Source organism: Paenibacillus sepulcri (assembly GCF_042647105.1).
Classification (GTDB): Bacteria; Bacillota; Bacilli; order Paenibacillales; family Paenibacillaceae; genus Paenibacillus_Z; species Paenibacillus_Z sepulcri.
In genome coordinates this window covers 3,551,374-3,567,031 of the sequence record NZ_JBHRUP010000001.1, presented here as the reverse complement: position 1 = coordinate 3,567,031, position 15,658 = coordinate 3,551,374, and the positions used below count along the sequence as shown (strand labels likewise).

At 53.8% G+C, this 15,658-nt stretch carries 12 protein-coding genes; 11 read left to right on the top strand and 1 reads right to left on the bottom strand.

Features of this window, described 5'->3' with window-relative positions:
- Window positions 1-444: 444 nt before the first annotated feature.
- Both ACFOLF_RS15770 and ACFOLF_RS15765 read left to right on the top strand, forming a co-directional pair.
- Complete coding sequence (locus ACFOLF_RS15770; protein ID WP_210043580.1) at window positions 445-3,315, top strand: S-layer homology domain-containing protein; 2,871 nt, start codon at window positions 445-447, stop codon at window positions 3,313-3,315.
- A 211-nt stretch (window positions 3,316-3,526) separates the two neighbouring features.
- Window positions 3,527-4,114, top strand: coding sequence for a guanylate kinase (locus ACFOLF_RS15765; protein WP_210043570.1), 588 nt, complete (start codon window positions 3,527-3,529; stop codon window positions 4,112-4,114).
- 10 nt (window positions 4,115-4,124) lie between these two features.
- On the opposite strand, the gene ACFOLF_RS15760 is transcribed toward ACFOLF_RS15765, so the two are convergent.
- On the bottom strand, window positions 4,125-4,982 hold the full coding sequence (locus ACFOLF_RS15760) for a helix-turn-helix domain-containing protein (RefSeq protein ID WP_210043568.1): 858 nt from the start codon (window positions 4,980-4,982) through the stop codon (window positions 4,125-4,127).
- A gap of 144 nt (window positions 4,983-5,126) precedes the next feature.
- Between ACFOLF_RS15760 and ACFOLF_RS15755 the strand changes: the two genes are divergently transcribed.
- From ACFOLF_RS15755 to ACFOLF_RS15715, 9 genes are all read left to right on the top strand, one after another.
- A complete protein-coding gene (locus tag ACFOLF_RS15755; protein WP_210043559.1) occupies window positions 5,127-6,206 on the top strand; it encodes a Gfo/Idh/MocA family protein in 1,080 nt (359 codons plus the stop codon).
- A gap of 23 nt (window positions 6,207-6,229) precedes the next feature.
- Window positions 6,230-7,108, top strand: coding sequence for a sugar phosphate isomerase/epimerase family protein (locus tag ACFOLF_RS15750; protein WP_210043550.1), 879 nt, complete (start codon window positions 6,230-6,232; stop codon window positions 7,106-7,108).
- Window positions 7,109-7,152: 44 nt separating this feature from the next.
- A complete protein-coding gene (locus ACFOLF_RS15745) occupies window positions 7,153-7,992 on the top strand; it encodes a sugar phosphate isomerase/epimerase family protein (RefSeq protein WP_210043528.1) in 840 nt (279 codons plus the stop codon).
- 230 nt (window positions 7,993-8,222) lie between these two features.
- The gene (locus tag ACFOLF_RS15740; protein WP_210043526.1) at window positions 8,223-9,548 is read left to right on the top strand and encodes an outer membrane protein assembly factor BamB family protein; all 1,326 of its coding nucleotides are present in this window, start codon (window positions 8,223-8,225) and stop codon (window positions 9,546-9,548) included.
- Window positions 9,549-9,832: 284 nt separating this feature from the next.
- Window positions 9,833-10,996: a GntR family transcriptional regulator gene (locus ACFOLF_RS15735; RefSeq protein WP_210043523.1), complete on the top strand. Its 1,164-nt coding sequence runs from the start codon at window positions 9,833-9,835 to the stop codon at window positions 10,994-10,996.
- Between the two features lie 313 nt (window positions 10,997-11,309).
- Window positions 11,310-12,074: an SDR family NAD(P)-dependent oxidoreductase gene (locus ACFOLF_RS15730; protein ID WP_210043521.1), complete on the top strand. Its 765-nt coding sequence runs from the start codon at window positions 11,310-11,312 to the stop codon at window positions 12,072-12,074.
- Between the two features lie 48 nt (window positions 12,075-12,122).
- A complete protein-coding gene (locus tag ACFOLF_RS15725; protein ID WP_210043519.1) occupies window positions 12,123-13,103 on the top strand; it encodes a C-terminal binding protein in 981 nt (326 codons plus the stop codon).
- A gap of 76 nt (window positions 13,104-13,179) precedes the next feature.
- Window positions 13,180-14,190, top strand: a complete 1,011-nt coding sequence (locus tag ACFOLF_RS15720; RefSeq protein ID WP_210043517.1) for a zinc-dependent alcohol dehydrogenase — start codon at window positions 13,180-13,182, stop codon at window positions 14,188-14,190.
- A 27-nt stretch (window positions 14,191-14,217) separates the two neighbouring features.
- A complete protein-coding gene (locus tag ACFOLF_RS15715; RefSeq protein WP_210043484.1) occupies window positions 14,218-14,868 on the top strand; it encodes a cyclase family protein in 651 nt (216 codons plus the stop codon).
- Window positions 14,869-15,658 lie beyond the last annotated feature (790 nt).

Genomic DNA, 15,658 nt, shown 5'->3' with positions numbered 1-15,658 from the left:
CGGGCTGCCAACGGGCTTCTTTGGTATTTCACAAGCTATGCGGCAGCTGCAGTGGTCCATTCAGATGGAATCAGGATTGATTTTCATTTGCTTCAGTGGCGGTCCTCTGCAATACGCCGAATTTGACTTCAGGCTGGCCCGATAAAGCCCCGGCTGGTATCCCGCTTCCGACGCTGTACAAGTTCTCATTCGTCTTTCTTTGCCGGAGGCATAGGCTGTAAGACACTATAAAATTGGGTATATCGACATAGTATTCTAAATTTCATCTAAAATATGCAAGAATCGTGTTGGAAATAACATCATACATGGTAATATTAGCCTATTGAAAACGCTCTACTTCTAACTAATTTGCTATAAGGGGTGGTTTCTGAAGTCTAGTCAGAGTTAGTTAGCGGGGCATTTTACAATCCAACAACCAGATAGAAATAAAGGGAGAGAATGAAATTGGGACTAAGATTATTACATAAGAAAATTTCCGCTGTGCTTGTTTACGCTATGATCCTGTCTATCATTTCCACTCATTATGCATTTGCTGCCGCTGAATCCGGCGGCGGGACACTATCAGATATCAATCAGTCTTATGCAAAAGCCGAGATCACCGAATTGGTTAACAGGGGGATCATCTCCGGCTTTAGTGATGGAACCTTCAAGCCCGCCGATTCTGTCACAAGGGCGCAGCTGGCAAAGATTTTGTCGCTGTCGCTGAACCTGGAGGAGGATGCAGCGGCAGCTGCAGGATTCAAGGATGTCGCAGCATCCAAATGGTATGCCGGTTATGTGGGAGCACTGGTGAACTCGGGGATTTCCCAGGGGACCTCCGCCACTTCTTTTTCTCCAGACAAAACAGTAACCAGAGAGGAACTGGCGGTCTTCTTTATCCGTGCTTTCGGCTGGGAGACAGCTGCCAAATCATTGAAGCTGGATGAGAGCCTGTCAGATCTGGCCAAGGTGTCGGACTGGGCTCAAGCCTCGGTGTCCTTTGCTTATCAGATCGGATTCATTAAGGGGATTGCGGGCAAGGATGGCTCGTTCCGCTTTAACCCTTCGGGTATTGCCGACCGTCAGGCATTGGCGCGGCTGGCTTTCGAGTTTATCGTGAATAAAGCGGCTTACGCGGACAAAGCTCTGCTTTTGAACCCGGATAAGCCTGAGGACACAACAACGGACGAAACTGCGCCACCCAAAGTCAAAGACGACTCCGGTTTTGTTTATTGGGGCCCCGGCAGCGGCAATGACGGAAAACCTGACGGCAGCAACAACGGAGGGGACAATGGCGGGGACAAAGACGATGACAGCGATAACGGCGGCGACCAGGGCGGCGACCAGGGCGGTGATAACGGCGGCGACCAAGACGGTGACGATGACGGTGACGAACCGGCAGCGATGGACATTACAGCACCAGGTGAATATTCACTGGGCAATGTTACCGGCGATGTCACAATCAGCTCGCAGGATGTGGTCTTGAAGAACACAACCGTTGACGGGGATCTTTGGCTTCTTGGCGATATCGGCAGCGGCAATGTTACGCTTGACCATGTCACAGTAACAGGCAACACCTGGGTTGAAGGCGGCGGCCCGAATAGTATTCATGTAGCCAACTCGATTCTGGCTACTGTCTTCGTGAATAAGAGTGACGGAAGCATCCGTCTTGTGCTTGAGGATGGAACAAACGTACAACAAATCCAGCTTGATTCCGGCGCTATTCTTGAAACGACAGCAGCTGTAGGCGATATCGGCCCAGTGGACATCAGCAGATCCATTCCTCATAATGCCGCAGTTACGTTGAATGGAGCGTTTGATTCGGTCATGGTTCATGCGGAGCAAATTGCCATTACTCTTGCTGCCGGATCCACTGTCGGCGACTTGAATGTATTCGAGCAGGCTTTGAATACTTCTTTCCATCTGGCAGAAGGCTCGACAGTTTCGCACTTGATCGCGGATGCGATTGTTTCCTTTACCGGACAAGGTTCGGTCCAGTCGGCACAATTGAATGTGGACGGCATAAGCTTCGACGGACTATCCGGCAAGCCTGTCATTGAAGCAGACCCGACGGTCATCAGCACCACATACACGCCAGCGGAGTTTTCCCTTTCTGCTGTGGGAGCAACCCGTCAAATCGTATTAACCGGCGTTAAAAATGACGGAAATAAAGACATCACCTCCTTCGCAGGGTGGAGCAGCGACGATCCTTCTGTGGCGCAGGTGGTTTATGGGGATGTTAAAGCTGTTAGCGACGGAATCACCTATATTAAAGCCGATTACGGCGACTTTCATATTCAGGTGCCGGTCACGGTCTCTGTTTATAAACCCGGAGAGGCTTATCCAACCCTTTCATCCATTCATGTAACGAACGGAACCATCAATGTTGATTTTAACGGTGATGTGGCTGATGAGACTGCGGCTGATTTTGCCGTAACGGCTGTATTGAATGGTACGGATTATGAGCTGAACAATTTGCAGTACACTGAAGGACAATTCACGTTTGATCCGGTGGACAGCTATGGCTCGACCTTGTATATCACAGTGGAATCCAATGCGGATAAAACAAGATTTGCGGGAAGTCAGAGCGATTCGGTCAAATTGACCGGCTTTGGCGGACATATCAAGAATGTTGCCGGAGAATCGGTTGCAGGACTTGATATTATTTTCCGCAAGGGCCTGGACAAGACGGATGGCGACATTGCCGGCACTGCAACAACGGATGCTTACGGTAATTATTTCATATACCTGCAGCCAGGCATCTATACAGGTGAGCTGGGGGGAGAAGGAACCGGATATATTAAAACGTATTTGATCGGGGTAGCAGCTGTTAATGTGAAAAACACAGATGAGGATCAAACCGCAATCGGAGTACCTAATGCTTCGGAGACGAGAATTGTATTGACATGGGGAAAAGATCCCCATGATCTTGATTCCCATCTTCTTGGGCCAACATTGGATGGCGGACGATTCCATACCTGGTACGTGGAGAAGGAGTATGAGCATGAAGGTGAAACCATTGTTGACCTGGATTTGGATGATGTCAGCTCCTATGGACCGGAAACGACAACAATTCGCAGGGATATCAATGGAACCTACAAGTTCTATGTCCATCATTTCTCAGGTACCAGCACATTGAGAGCATCCGGCGCCAGGATTGAAGTGTTCAGAGGCGCTGTGACTGAACCGACACAGGTCTATACAGTACCGGAGGGCACCGGCAGTGAAATCTACTGGATTGTGTTTGAAATGACAATCGGAGAGAACGGCCAAATCGCATTCGAAGAGGTCAATGAATTAACGAATGCCGATCCGCTTACCAATCCGGGGACTTGAGAAAAGAATCACCAGAATATTCGAGCGTGTTGTCCAGAGCTTCTGGATAACACGCTTTTTTTATGATTCGCGGCGAGTGGCTCCATGAATGTGTGAAATATGAATGTATTCCTTGCAATGGCGGGACCGTTATCCTCTTCTCCATGAAAATGAAGGATTTTCCAGCTCCTCGCTGAATATAGGTAATATAGAGTCAAAGGAGGTAATGAGGATGGCAGATTCCCAAGATCGCGCTTTTATATTTGTATTTACCGGACCGGATGGATCGGGGCGTAAAACAATTGCAGATAGCGTAGGTTCTACCCTTGGTCTGACAAAGGTGCTGTCGTATACGACACGCAAGCCCAGACCAGGGGAAGTCAACGGTCAGGATTACCATTTCATTACTCCGGAGCTGTACGAAGAGCTGGATGCAAGCGGTGATTTTATTGAAAGTGTGACGATAAATTCGAATCTCTATGGACTTCGGGGCAGTGATATCCAGCGCAGCTTCAAAAATAATGGAAGCGTCTACCTGGTGCTTAATCCCGAAGGTGCGGAAATGCTCAAACAGACCTATGGCAATCAGTTGATCCGTTTGTTCATTTACGCCGATCGTCAGACGGTTGAACAGCGCCAGCAGCAGAAGGGAATCGGCGGGGAGGTCATCGAGCAGCGCCTGGGCCGTTATGAGACAGATATGATCGCGCAAGCAAGATGCGAGCATGCTTTTGAGAACTATGATCTGGCGCACACGGTGTTCGAAATCACCAACACGCTGGAGCAATATTTGCAGCGGAATCTGGAAGAGCGGGATTAAGAAAAAAGGCTCACCCCATGCGGGCGCGGTACGTCCTCGGAGACACCTCGGCGACTTTCTTGAACAGCCGCGAGAAATAGAAGACGTCCGCGTATCCCAGCATGGCGGCAATTTCCTTGAGCGTCTTGTCCGTCCGCAGCAGCAGCATCTTCGCTTCGGCGACCTTCAGCCGATGCACGAACTCGCCCAAAGGATAACCTGTGTATTCATGCACCATACGCCGCAGCGTCGGGATCGAGATATGATGGCGGGCAGCGACCGCCGCACTGTCCAGCGGCTGGTAGACCGAATCGGTCAGATCGCCGATCAGCTTGTGGACGAACAGGCTGCGGCTGGTGGCAGCCGGTTGGCGCGCACGGTCCGCCATCTCGTAGAGCAGCGCTTCAAGCGCCAGCGACGCACGGTCCTGATTGGCCGGTATGCCGCTCTCCATGAGCATGAATACCATCTCCATTTTGCTGAAAAAAGCCTCCTCAATGCCGATCGTCTTGACGGTCTCCGGCTGATGGCACCAGTTGGCCAGCCATTCCTGCACCCGCTCCCCCTCCAGGGTAAAATAATACTCGTCCCAAAATCCGTCCTGATCCGGCCCATAATGAAACGTCGTGCCCGGATACAGGCAGAACATGGTCCCGGCTTCTACCGTTTGGCGCGGACCGTCTCCGGCCTGGTAATAACCGCGTCCGGCTCCGATATAGACGAAGGCCCAATGGTCGAAGGTGGTTCCGTTGCGCTGCAGCGTCCGGCCCGGCAGATGGCCGGCATGCAGAATCACCAGCGATTTGACGCTGAGCTTGCTGTGGTCAACCATGCACTGGAATATCCGGATCGGCAGCGGGCTGATCATATAATCCATGTATGTTGGCATAACGTGCATTCTCCCTCCGCCGAAGCCGTGTTATCGTAAGGATTAAGGTGAACGTTATTACAAGCGTCCCATGCAGATGAATTAATCATGACGTTCATGAACTTATTATATCCGGTTTCAAACCAGGGTGAAAGGATGGAATGAATGACAATTCAGGCTCGGAAGACGAAGTTGAATATTGGTGTTGTCGGTGCAGGTTCCATTTCCAGCGCGCATTTGGGGGCTTACGCGGCCAATCCGGACGCGCGTTTGGTTGCGATTTGCGATCTGAATGAAGGACGGGCGAAGGAGGCTGCTGTCAAATACGGGGCTGAGAAAATATACACGGATTACCGGGAGCTGCTGGCCGATCCGGAGATTGACGCCATCAGCGTATGTACATGGAACAATACGCATGCCGAGATCAGCATCGCTGCGCTGGAAGCCGGCAAGCATGTCCTGTGCGAGAAGCCGCTGTGCAAGACGGTCGCCGACGCGCTCCGAGTGGAGGAAGCGGTAAAGCGGTCCGGCCGTCTGCTGCAGGTCGGTTTTGTCCGCCGCTATGCCTCCAATACGGAAGTATTGCGCCGCTTCATTGATGCCGGCGATCTTGGCGAAATTTATTATGCCAAAGCTTCATGTCTGCGCAGGCTGGGCAATCCGGGAGGCTGGTTCTCCGATAAGGAACGCTCCGGCGGCGGGCCGATTATCGATCTTGGCGTCCATATTATCGATGTATGCTGGTATCTGATGGGCAAGCCGAAGGTCAAATCCGTCAGCGGCAACACTTACCGCAAGCTGGGCAACCGGTCGAATGTACAGAATCTGTCTTTCTATAAAGCTGCCGATTACGACGCGGAGCGCAATGATGTCGAGGATATGGCTAATGCGCTGATCCGTTTCGAGAACGGCGCGTCGCTGTTCGTGGACGTCAGCTTTACGCTGCATGCCAGGAAGGATGAGCTGACGGTCAAGCTTTATGGCGATAAAGGCGGCGCAGAACTGGAGCCGGAGCTTGCGATTATGACGGAAAGCCACAATACCATCGTAAATATCGCGCCACAGGTCGATCATTTGGGCTTTGATTTCCAGCAGGCTTTCAGCCAGGAAATCGCCACGTTCATCAACAGCTGCCTGGGCACGGCGGAGACGCTCAGTCCGGTGCAGGACGGCGTGGAAATTACAAAGCTGCTGTCGGCGATCTATGAGTCGGCGGGCCAGGGCAAAGAAATTCATTTTGGCTGATGCTCTACATGAAAGGAGAGACCATGGTGAAATTAACGAATAAAATCGGCGTCATTGTGGACAGCTTCAATCTTGGCGTTCGCGATGGCTTGTTGAAAGCAAAAGAGGTCGGGGCGGAAGGCGTGCAAATTTATGCCGTTTCCGGCGAAATGGACCCTGCCAACCTGTCCGCTGAGGACAGGCGCGAGCTGCGCAGCATGATCGGCGGCTTGGGGCTGGATATCTCCGCGCTCTGCGGCGATCTGGGCGGCCATGGCTTCCAGGACCGCGCAGCCAATGCGGTCAAAATTGAGAAATCCAAGCGCATTCTCGATCTGGCGGTCGAGCTTGGCACGGATATCGTCACCACCCATATCGGCATTGTGCCGCATGAAGGCAGCGGCGCAATCTATGAGGCGATGCAGGAAGCCTGCGACGAGCTCGGCCGTTATGCGAAAAGCATGAATGCCTATTTTGCGATTGAGACCGGACCGGAGCCTGCGGCCCATCTCAAGAGCTTTCTCGACACGCTCAGCACGAACGGCGTTTCCGTCAACTTCGACCCTGCCAATATGGTCATGGTGACAGGAGATGATCCGGTTCAGGGCGTCCATACGCTGAAGGATTACATCGTACACACGCATGTGAAGGATGGCAAACGGCTACGTATCGTGGACCCGCGCAAGGTCTACGGATTTCTTGGCTACGACGCCATGAGCCATGAGCATATTGCCGAGATGGCTGCTTCAGGCGCGGATTTTGAAGAAGTGCCGCTTGGCGAAGGCATGGTTGACTTCAAGGCTTACTTTGCCGCGCTTCAGGAAATCGGCTACAGCGGCTATCTGACGATTGAACGCGAGGTTGGCGACAAGCCGGAGCTGGATATCCGCCGCGCCGTCGATTTTATCAACGCCTACCGTTAGCGCCGGTTCTCCCCAAGAAACGAAAGAGGAGCTGCACGAAACCTATGAAAACATCGCTTAGTGTCTGGAGCTGCCACAAATATTTGTTTGACAAATCATGGACCAATGCCGACTTTATCGATTTTGCAGCCTCTACGGGTGCGCAGGGGGTTGAACTGCTCAGCGTATTTTGGAATGAGGAGACGGATATTCCTGCTGTCCGCGATGCGCTTGCCCGTACAGGCATCCAGCTTGCCTGTTTCGGTGCCTGCAACAATCTTGTCCAGACCGATGCCGCCGCGAGAGAGGCACAGGTGCAGGATATCCTGCGCTCCGTCGATATGGCGGTGGAATTTGGCGCCAGGGTCGTACGTGTATTCGCGGGCGACAAGAGGGATGGCATCAGCTACGAGCAGGCAAAAGGCTGGATTGTGGACGGTCTGAAGCAGGGTGCGGATTATGCTGAATCCAAAGGGGTCACGCTCTGTCTGGAGAATCACGGCATCTTCGCAGGCAGGGGAGACCAGGTCGTAGAGCTGATTGAAGCAGTCGGCTCCTCCGCACTGCGGAGCACCTTTGATATGGGCAATTTCCTGCTTGTTGACGAACAGCCCGTGGAAGCCCTCAATCAGGTAACCGCGTACATTCATCATGTACATGCCAAGGACTTCCGCAAGGTTGGACCGGAAGAGACGGAAGGTGTGTACCGCTCCATCGCCGGCGATCCTTATGTGGGAACCGTTCCTACCGAAGGCGATGTTCCGGCCGCAGTTCTTGTGGGCAAGCTGGCGGAGACGGGTTACGACGGCTGGTTGTCCGTGGAGTACGAAGGACTGGAAGAGCAGCGTTCGGGATCGGAGCGGGCGGTGCGAATCATCAATCAGCTGGTTCATTCGCAGGGTTAATGTTTAACCTGTTATTCCGGGTAGATGAGCTTCATCATAATATACGGCAGGGGTATCGTTGTCTTACAGACTGCGGAGCCCTTGCCGTTTTTTGTTCTACTATGAGAAAGGTTAAAATTCCTTCATGCTCCGCTTATATGCAGATTCATTCAGGAGGTACTTAATTATGTTAAAATGAATGAAATCGTATTTCCGCCAGATGACTAGGATAAGGCAGGTGAGCGAATAGAATGCTTTCTATCAGAAAATCGCTGCTGAGGAGAACCATTTTAACACTGGCAGCGGCTGCAGTTTCCATCTCTATGCTTGCAGGCTCCGCTGCTTATGCGGGCGTCGATCCGCATACCTCTTATGTGGGCAATAACGTCGATACCCCTGTACAGACCAAGACTGTGAAGGATTATTGGGCAATCGCCATGGATAAGCCTGTGGATGATGAGTCCATGGGCGGCGGCGTGGTGGCCTCCGGGGAGAACAAGCTGTTTTTGATCCAGGGAGGCCAATTGCTGGCGGTGCAAACCACAACCGGGAAGAAGCTGTGGTCCTTCGGCAGCAGCCTGAAAACAACCGTTGTGTATGAGAGCGGACATGTATATGTCGTGTCGAACAGCGGCGTGCTGTACGCGGTTGACGCCGCTTCGGGCAAGAAGCTGTGGACATCCGCCGTGCCGAGCAAAGGCACTTCGCAGCTGTATGTGAATGGGAAACAGCTGTACGCACTGAATGGAGACATCCAGGCCTACCAGGTCTCAGACGGCTCCTTCCTGTGGCGCGATGACTATAAGGAGCCGCTGCCGGGGCCACTGTTATTTGCCGGGGAGCGCATATTCGCGTCCAACATCGAGTCGGGCGCGTATTCCTACGAAGTGCTCCATGCCTTCAATCAAGAAACAGGCAAAGAGGCCTGGCAGAAGATGAACAAGAGCTTTCCGATTGCGGTTGAGAACGATACGATTATTGTGCAGCGGCAGCAGACCATTATCGATAAAGGCATGCTGGTCACGCTCGATACCCTGGGCATTGAGGACGGGAAGGCGATAAAGTCCGTCGATTATAATCCGGAAAATATCGATCTGGATAAAGAGGAATTCTATTCTCCCGGGACAGCCTGGATCAGCGGCAATCAAGTCTATATCGCGGTGGGGATGAAGGTATACGCATATCCCCGGAATGAGGTTCCCGCCGAAGCCGTGAAGCAGACCTATCTGTCTCCGGCAGCCGGCGATGTCCGTTATGCGCTTGGCCCCTTTGAAGGGCGGCTGATCTTCTCGGACAGTCAAAGTATTCTTGGCGTCAAGCTGGCCAACAAGGGGCCAGTCTTCTATAATGGGGGCCTCTCCAATCCTATTGCCCGCATCGATTTGATTGGAGGCGGCATGTATGTCGCCCAGACCGACGGGCGTCTGATTGCCATCGACCTGCTCAAAGCCGAACCAGTCGAGCAGTTGCTGACCTACGGCCGCGTATTCGGGCCGACCTTTGCTGCAGACGGGATGATCGTTGTGCAGACCAAAGGCAAGCTGCTGGCTTTTCCGCAGCCGAAAAGCCTCAAGTAGGGGGAAGATGGCACGCGGCGCTGGCTTGCGCTATGCGGCAGCACAGCAATAGGAGAAGCTAGGGTGTGAAGCCGGTTTCAAAACAGATGTCTCTCATGGTGTGCGACTTAAGGTGATGGTAAGCTGGTCCACATATTTAATCCGCTAAAACAACTCGCTTCAAGCGGTTGTGGAGTCATCTGTCCGTCATCAGGCTTCTCTTGCCTGGGTGAGAGCGGATAGGATATGCTCTATATATCCAATTTTGTTTTGTACATGAAAGACATAAGGAGCCTGCTGACAGAATGACCAAATTAATCCCTCTGTATGCCCAGATTCAGAATTATATCCTCGGCCAAATCGATTCCCGGACCTGGGAGCCGCATACCCGGATTCCGGCAGAACGGATGCTTGCCGAGCAGTTTCAGGTGAGCCGGATTACGGCCAAGAACGCCATTCTGGGTCTGGTAACGCAGGGTTATCTGTATCGGATGCGAGGCAAAGGCACCTTCGTTTCCGGGCAGAGCGTTCCGGGAGATTATACTCAGGATAGCCTGCCCGTGGAAGCGGCTGACGCTCTGTCTCAACGAGGCTCCTCCAGGAGGCTGATCGGCTTGATCATGCCCTGGATGGAATTTCAATATGCCGCCCGCCTGGTCTCCGGGGTGGAAGCCGAGCTCGGCAAAATGGGCTATCATCTTGTATTCAAGCGTATCGGTGAGGCTGACCGGCAGGCTTCCGATGCGCTGCGCGGGTTTCTTGATATTCCGGTCGATGGCCTCATCATTGTCGCTACACGGGGGGAATACTTTCATGATGACATGATCCGGCTGATTCTGGATAAATTCCCTCTCGTCTTCGTCGAGAAGTATGTCAGCGACTATCAGGCGAGCCGCGTTTACTGCGACACGGAGAAGGCAGGCCGCCTGATGGGGGAGTATTTGGCAGGACAGAATTACAGGAGAATCGGGTTGATTACGTATCCCCCGACCTACACGGAGGGCGTGAAGGAAAGGCTGTTCGGCTTTCAGTCCGCTTTGGTGGAACGGGGTATTCCGCCTGTCTCCGGCAGCCGGTATCTGACGGTCTCCTCCGGTATTATTGAAGGCTCGGAGCCTCTGGTTCCTGAGGACGTGCCTGTGGAGATAATCGAATATCTGCGGCAAAATGCGGATCTCGAAGCTATAGCGGCTGTCGATGCCCATCTGATGCGCTATATTGGGAGAGCGCTTCATGAGCTTAACAGGAGCGGATTAAGCCTGATTTGCTTTGACGAGCCCGGATTTGCGCCGGACGGCATGCTGCCCTCCGCTTATATTGATCAATCCCCCTCGGAGATGGGAAGCCGGGCGGCGCAGCTGGTCGTCGATCAGATAACGGGTTTTGTGGAAACCAGGCATATCCGGCTGGATCCGAGGCTGGTGGAAATCAAAAGCATTGCATCAGACAAGGGAATGAAATCATTGTGAGACTATAAACCGGATTTATCAGATTAACGATAAAAGGGAAGCTCCGCGTGCAGGCATCCAGGCTGCATATGCGGGGCTTTTTGTCTTCATAGGGCGGCTTTCGAATATAAATTGAGGGAGACCTGATGATGGTCCAAGGACAGCCAAAACAGGCAGCCCCAGAGGATGCAAGCTCGAGAATGAAAGCTGTAATCGCAGAGAATGAGCGCATGAATAATTGGATATAAAAAAGTCATGTTAATCGGATATATTGACATATAACCAGAAAGAAAATAAGATTTACACAGGAAGGCCAGACAACTGGAGGTGGGTTATGAGGGGGCTCAAGAGCAAGGTCGCGATTGTCACAGGAGGGGCTCAGGGCCTGGGGGAAGCAATTGCCCTGAGGCTGAGCGAGGAAGGCTGCATCGTCTGGCTGCTGGATCTGCAAAGCGAGGTGGACCAGACGGCAGAGCGCATTGGACGCGCCACCGGCAATGCCGTATTCAGTGCCAGGGTCGATATTTCCGATGAGGTCCAGGTGAAGGACATTTTCACAAAAATCGGCTCGGAGCATGAGTCCGTGCACATTCTGGTGAATATTGCGGCGCTGTTCCTGTTCAAAGGGGTTGAGGCCACGCCGGAGGATTGGAACAAAATCCTCAGCGTCAATGTGATCGGCACCTCGCTTGTGACGCAGAACTGTATTCCTCTGCTGAAGAAATCAGGCAGCAGCGCTATCGTCAATATGTCTTCTGTAAGCGGATTCATAGGACAGTCCCAATTTGCCACCTATAATGCCACGAAGTTTGCCATACGCGGATTGACCAAATGCTGGGCCGTTGATCTGGGAGGTTTCGGCATCCGGGTGAACAGCGTTTGCCCTGGCTATATATGGACGCAGGCGTTCGAGAACAGCTGCATCGCGCTTGGAATTGATATGGAGGAGGAGAATGGGCGGGTATCCGCGCTCCATATTCTCAAGCGTCAGGGCCGACCGGAGGAGGTCGCAGGCGCGGTGGCGTTCCTGGCATCGGACGACGCCTCCTTCATTACGGGGGAGGATCTTATGGCTGACGGCGGATATTTGGCCAGATAGGAGGAGATCGGGAGGATGGCTGCAACATATGGAGAGGGAGGCAGGCCAATGAGTGAACAAGCGTTAACCATTGCGGTGACCGACTACGGTTTTCCAAATCTGGATCAGGAGGAAGCGATCCTGAGTCCCATGGGTTTCACATTCATCAAGGGACAATGCCGAACGCCGGAGGAGGTGGCGGCATTATGCGGGAACGCGGATGCCATTCTGACCCAGTGGGCGCCGCTGACCGCAGAGGCGATTCACGCCCTCAAGCGCTGCCGCATTATCGTCCGTTATGGAATCGGCGTCGACAATGTGGATCTGGAGGCAGCGGCAGAGCGGAATATTCCGGTCGTGAATATTCCCGACTATGCCGTCCACGAGGTGGCTGATCATACGCTGGCGCTGATGCTGGGTTCTGTGCGGAAAATCCCCCGCATCGTGGCGCAGGTTCGTGCAGGCGAGTGGCAGATTGCACCCTGCCGACCAATTATGGGGCTGCAGGGAAGAACGATCGGCACAGCCGGCTTCGGCAATATTGCCAGAGCCGTTATCAGGCGGGCCCAAGCCTTCGGACTGCAAGCGATCGCCTATGATCCCTACGCCCCGGAGGAATCATTCCGCGAGCTTGGGGTAGAAAGGGTGGATTGGGAGACATTGCTTCGCAGAAGTGATGTTCTCTCACTCCACCTGCCGCTCACAAGCGAAACGCGGGGGATCATGTCGATGGCTTCTTTCAGGCTGATGAAGCCGTCGGCTTTTCTGATCAATACCTCCCGCGGAGGCATTCTCCGGGCGGATGATCTGGTCACGGCGCTGCAGGAGGGAATGATTGCGGGCGCAGCGCTTGATGTGCTGGAGAACGAGCCCATTGATCCCGCTCATCCTCTGCTCCAGCTGGAGCAGTGCCTGATTACCAGCCACTGCGCCTGGTATTCCGAGGATTCCCTGATGCGGCTGCAGGAATATGCCGCTCTGGAAATCAAGAGGTTGTTTAGCGGGGAGCGGCCGCTGCATATTGTCAACGGCGTTGAAGCTCGGCTGTAAAGCGGGCAGACAGCTTACATCAAGTCCGGCCAATCTCGCGCCAATGAAAATTCTGGAGGCAAGGAAGTGATGTTACATGGAAGCGTTAGTCTATCAAGGGCCGGAGCGGATCACACTGGAGGAATTGGAAGTGCCCGTTCCGGGAGCGGATGAGGTTCTGATTGAAGTGAAGTCGGTCGGTATCTGCGGCAGCGAGCTGGAGGGATTCCTGGGACACAGCAGCATCAGGGTGCCTCCGCTGGTTATGGGGCATGAGTTTTGCGGTCATATTACGGAGCTTGGAGCGGGGGCCGGCAATCTGTCCGTGGGCGATAAGGTAGTCGTCAATCCGCTTATTTCCTGCGGAAGCTGCGACCGCTGTCTGGCGGGAAAACACAATGTATGCCGCAGCAGACAAATTATCGGCATTCACCGTCCCGGTGCTTTCGCCCGGTTCGTTGCCGTGCCGGCAGCCAATGTGCTGCAGGTCCCGCAGGAGCTGGACAGCTCCCTGGCCTCTCTGGCGGAGCCGCTCGCTGTCTCCATACATGCGGTGAAGCTGGGCCTTCACCCTCTGGAGGAACTGCTCATTTTCGGAGCGGGCCCAATCGGCCTGCTGACCCTCCAGGCGGCGCGCCATATGGGTGCAGGGGAAATCACCGTAGTGGACCTTCAGCCTTCCCGGCTGGCCCATGCCGCGAAGCTCGGGGCGAGGACTGTTCACGCAAGCGAGCTTGCGAACCGGTGGTCCGGGCTGTTTCCGCGTGGAACGGACGTCATGATCGATTGCGTCGGTGTTCAGCCGACTCGAGAGCAGGCTGTGAGGCTGATCAATCCAGGCGGTCGCATCATCATGGTCGGCCTGGGGCAGCAGGTGAGCAGTCTGCCGGTCAATGATCTGGTCAGGCAGGAGGTTGCGCTGCTGGGCTCCTACACGTATTCCGATCTTGATTTCAGGCAGGCGCTTGCGCTGATCACGGCGGGCGGCATTATGTCTGAGGGCTGGACCCGGAAGCTGGCGCTGTCCGAGGGGCCAGCCGCTTTCAGGGAGCTGGTCGACGGCAAAGCGGATGTAAGCAAAATTTTTCTGGCGCCATCGCCAGAGTGAACCCACAGGAGAGGCGGTTGAAATGTTATGAACACGTTTATCGACTTGTCGCTGGACATCTACGAGGGCGCGCCTACGTTCGCCAATGACCCGGAATGCCATGTCGAAGCCTATCATACCATTGATTCCTTGGGCTACAATATGACCCGGCTGTCCTTGAGCACGCATCAGGGGACGCATCTGGATGCCCCTTTTCATTTTGTGCGGGGAGGCAAAACGGTCGAGCAGCTGGATCTGCACAAATGCATCGGAGAAGCGCTGCTCATCGACCTGTCCCATAAGCAGCCCAAGGAGGCGCTCCGGGTTGAGGATTTTCTGCCCTTTGAGGCCGGGATTGTGAAGGGGGCGAGGGTGATTTACCAGACAGACTGGGACCGCCAATTTCCGAATCCGCATTATTTCTCGGACTTTCCTTATATGACTTTGGAATTGGCCCAGTGGCTGGCCTCCCGGGAAATCGGCATGATCGGCATGGATGTGCCCACGCCGAATCCGGTCGATTTTGACCCTGTGCACCAGGCGCTGCTTGGCGCGGAGATGGTCATCGTGGAGGGACTGGCCAACCTGCGGCATATTCCCCATAACCGCTTCTTCTTCATGGCGGCGCCGCTTAAAATCAAGGGGCGGGACGGTTCGCCGGTGCGGGCTTTGGCTATGGTGGAGGAAGGGGAGCGTTAGTTCAGCAGCTCGCTGCAACTATAACGGATAAGAAAAAGGTGCGGATGAGGCTGCCGGTATGGCGGCCTCGCCGGACCTTTTTTCTATTTAGTCCGGAACGTACGCCGACTCATACGACACTTGGATGCTTGGATGCTGACCAGTTATCCATTGCGGCCGTCCGACCCGGGCACAAAGTCAATTATTTGTGCCAACCACGCCCTTAGTATGGACAATACCGACTGACTTGGTTCTTGCCAGCCCCAACATGAAGCCCCGGCAAGGAAAAGCCTTCTTGCATTAACACCAAGCCTGGAACGAGGCCCCGCAAGCAGGAAAAAGCTTGCTGCAGCACTGAACTGCTCGCTGCTCTCAAATGCTTGCCAAGGGCAGAATCGGTCCGTGTTTCAGGGTTCCCTGTTTTGAATGAACCTTCAACTGAATCCCCGGATTAGCATGTGATCGGGCCAAGGTTCATACAGTGCCGCACCGCGCGCCGGGATGCGCATGGTGTGAAAGGTATAACTTCGGGCAGCAGTCTAGTCCAGCGGTTCGTTCAGCCGGGAAGTCTGCGTTTCAGACAGATACGCCGAGCATCGGCCAACTGACGGGTAAGCGGGAAGCGGAATCTGTTAGTAACGGCAGTCCATATCAATGTGATACCAAGGCATTCCAATGAATGGTGAAACGCTCTTTCTTACTCGGGTTTTCGCATCTGTGTCGTGTATCTGATAATATTTGCCTCAGCCGCCATAGACGCGGCATTAACCGTTTCTTCATATCCTTGTTTTTCCGATGGATTGACGTTGTC

Excerpts from the sequence above, each read along its gene's own strand:
- ACFOLF_RS15765 (WP_210043570.1), top strand. The coding sequence starts at position 3,527 with ATGGCAGATTCCCAAGATCGCGCTTTTATATTTGTATTTACCGGACCG.
- ACFOLF_RS15760 (WP_210043568.1), bottom strand. The coding sequence starts at position 4,982 with ATGCCAACATACATGGATTATATGATCAGCCCGCTGCCGATCCGGATA.
- ACFOLF_RS15755 (WP_210043559.1), top strand. The coding sequence starts at position 5,127 with ATGACAATTCAGGCTCGGAAGACGAAGTTGAATATTGGTGTTGTCGGT.
- ACFOLF_RS15750 (WP_210043550.1), top strand. The coding sequence starts at position 6,230 with ATGGTGAAATTAACGAATAAAATCGGCGTCATTGTGGACAGCTTCAAT.
- ACFOLF_RS15745 (WP_210043528.1), top strand. The coding sequence starts at position 7,153 with ATGAAAACATCGCTTAGTGTCTGGAGCTGCCACAAATATTTGTTTGAC.
- ACFOLF_RS15740 (WP_210043526.1), top strand. The coding sequence starts at position 8,223 with ATGCTTTCTATCAGAAAATCGCTGCTGAGGAGAACCATTTTAACACTG.
- ACFOLF_RS15735 (WP_210043523.1), top strand. The coding sequence starts at position 9,833 with ATGACCAAATTAATCCCTCTGTATGCCCAGATTCAGAATTATATCCTC.
- ACFOLF_RS15730 (WP_210043521.1), top strand. The coding sequence starts at position 11,310 with ATGAGGGGGCTCAAGAGCAAGGTCGCGATTGTCACAGGAGGGGCTCAG.
- ACFOLF_RS15725 (WP_210043519.1), top strand. The coding sequence starts at position 12,123 with ATGAGTGAACAAGCGTTAACCATTGCGGTGACCGACTACGGTTTTCCA.
- ACFOLF_RS15720 (WP_210043517.1), top strand. The coding sequence starts at position 13,180 with ATGGAAGCGTTAGTCTATCAAGGGCCGGAGCGGATCACACTGGAGGAA.
- ACFOLF_RS15715 (WP_210043484.1), top strand. The coding sequence starts at position 14,218 with ATGAACACGTTTATCGACTTGTCGCTGGACATCTACGAGGGCGCGCCT.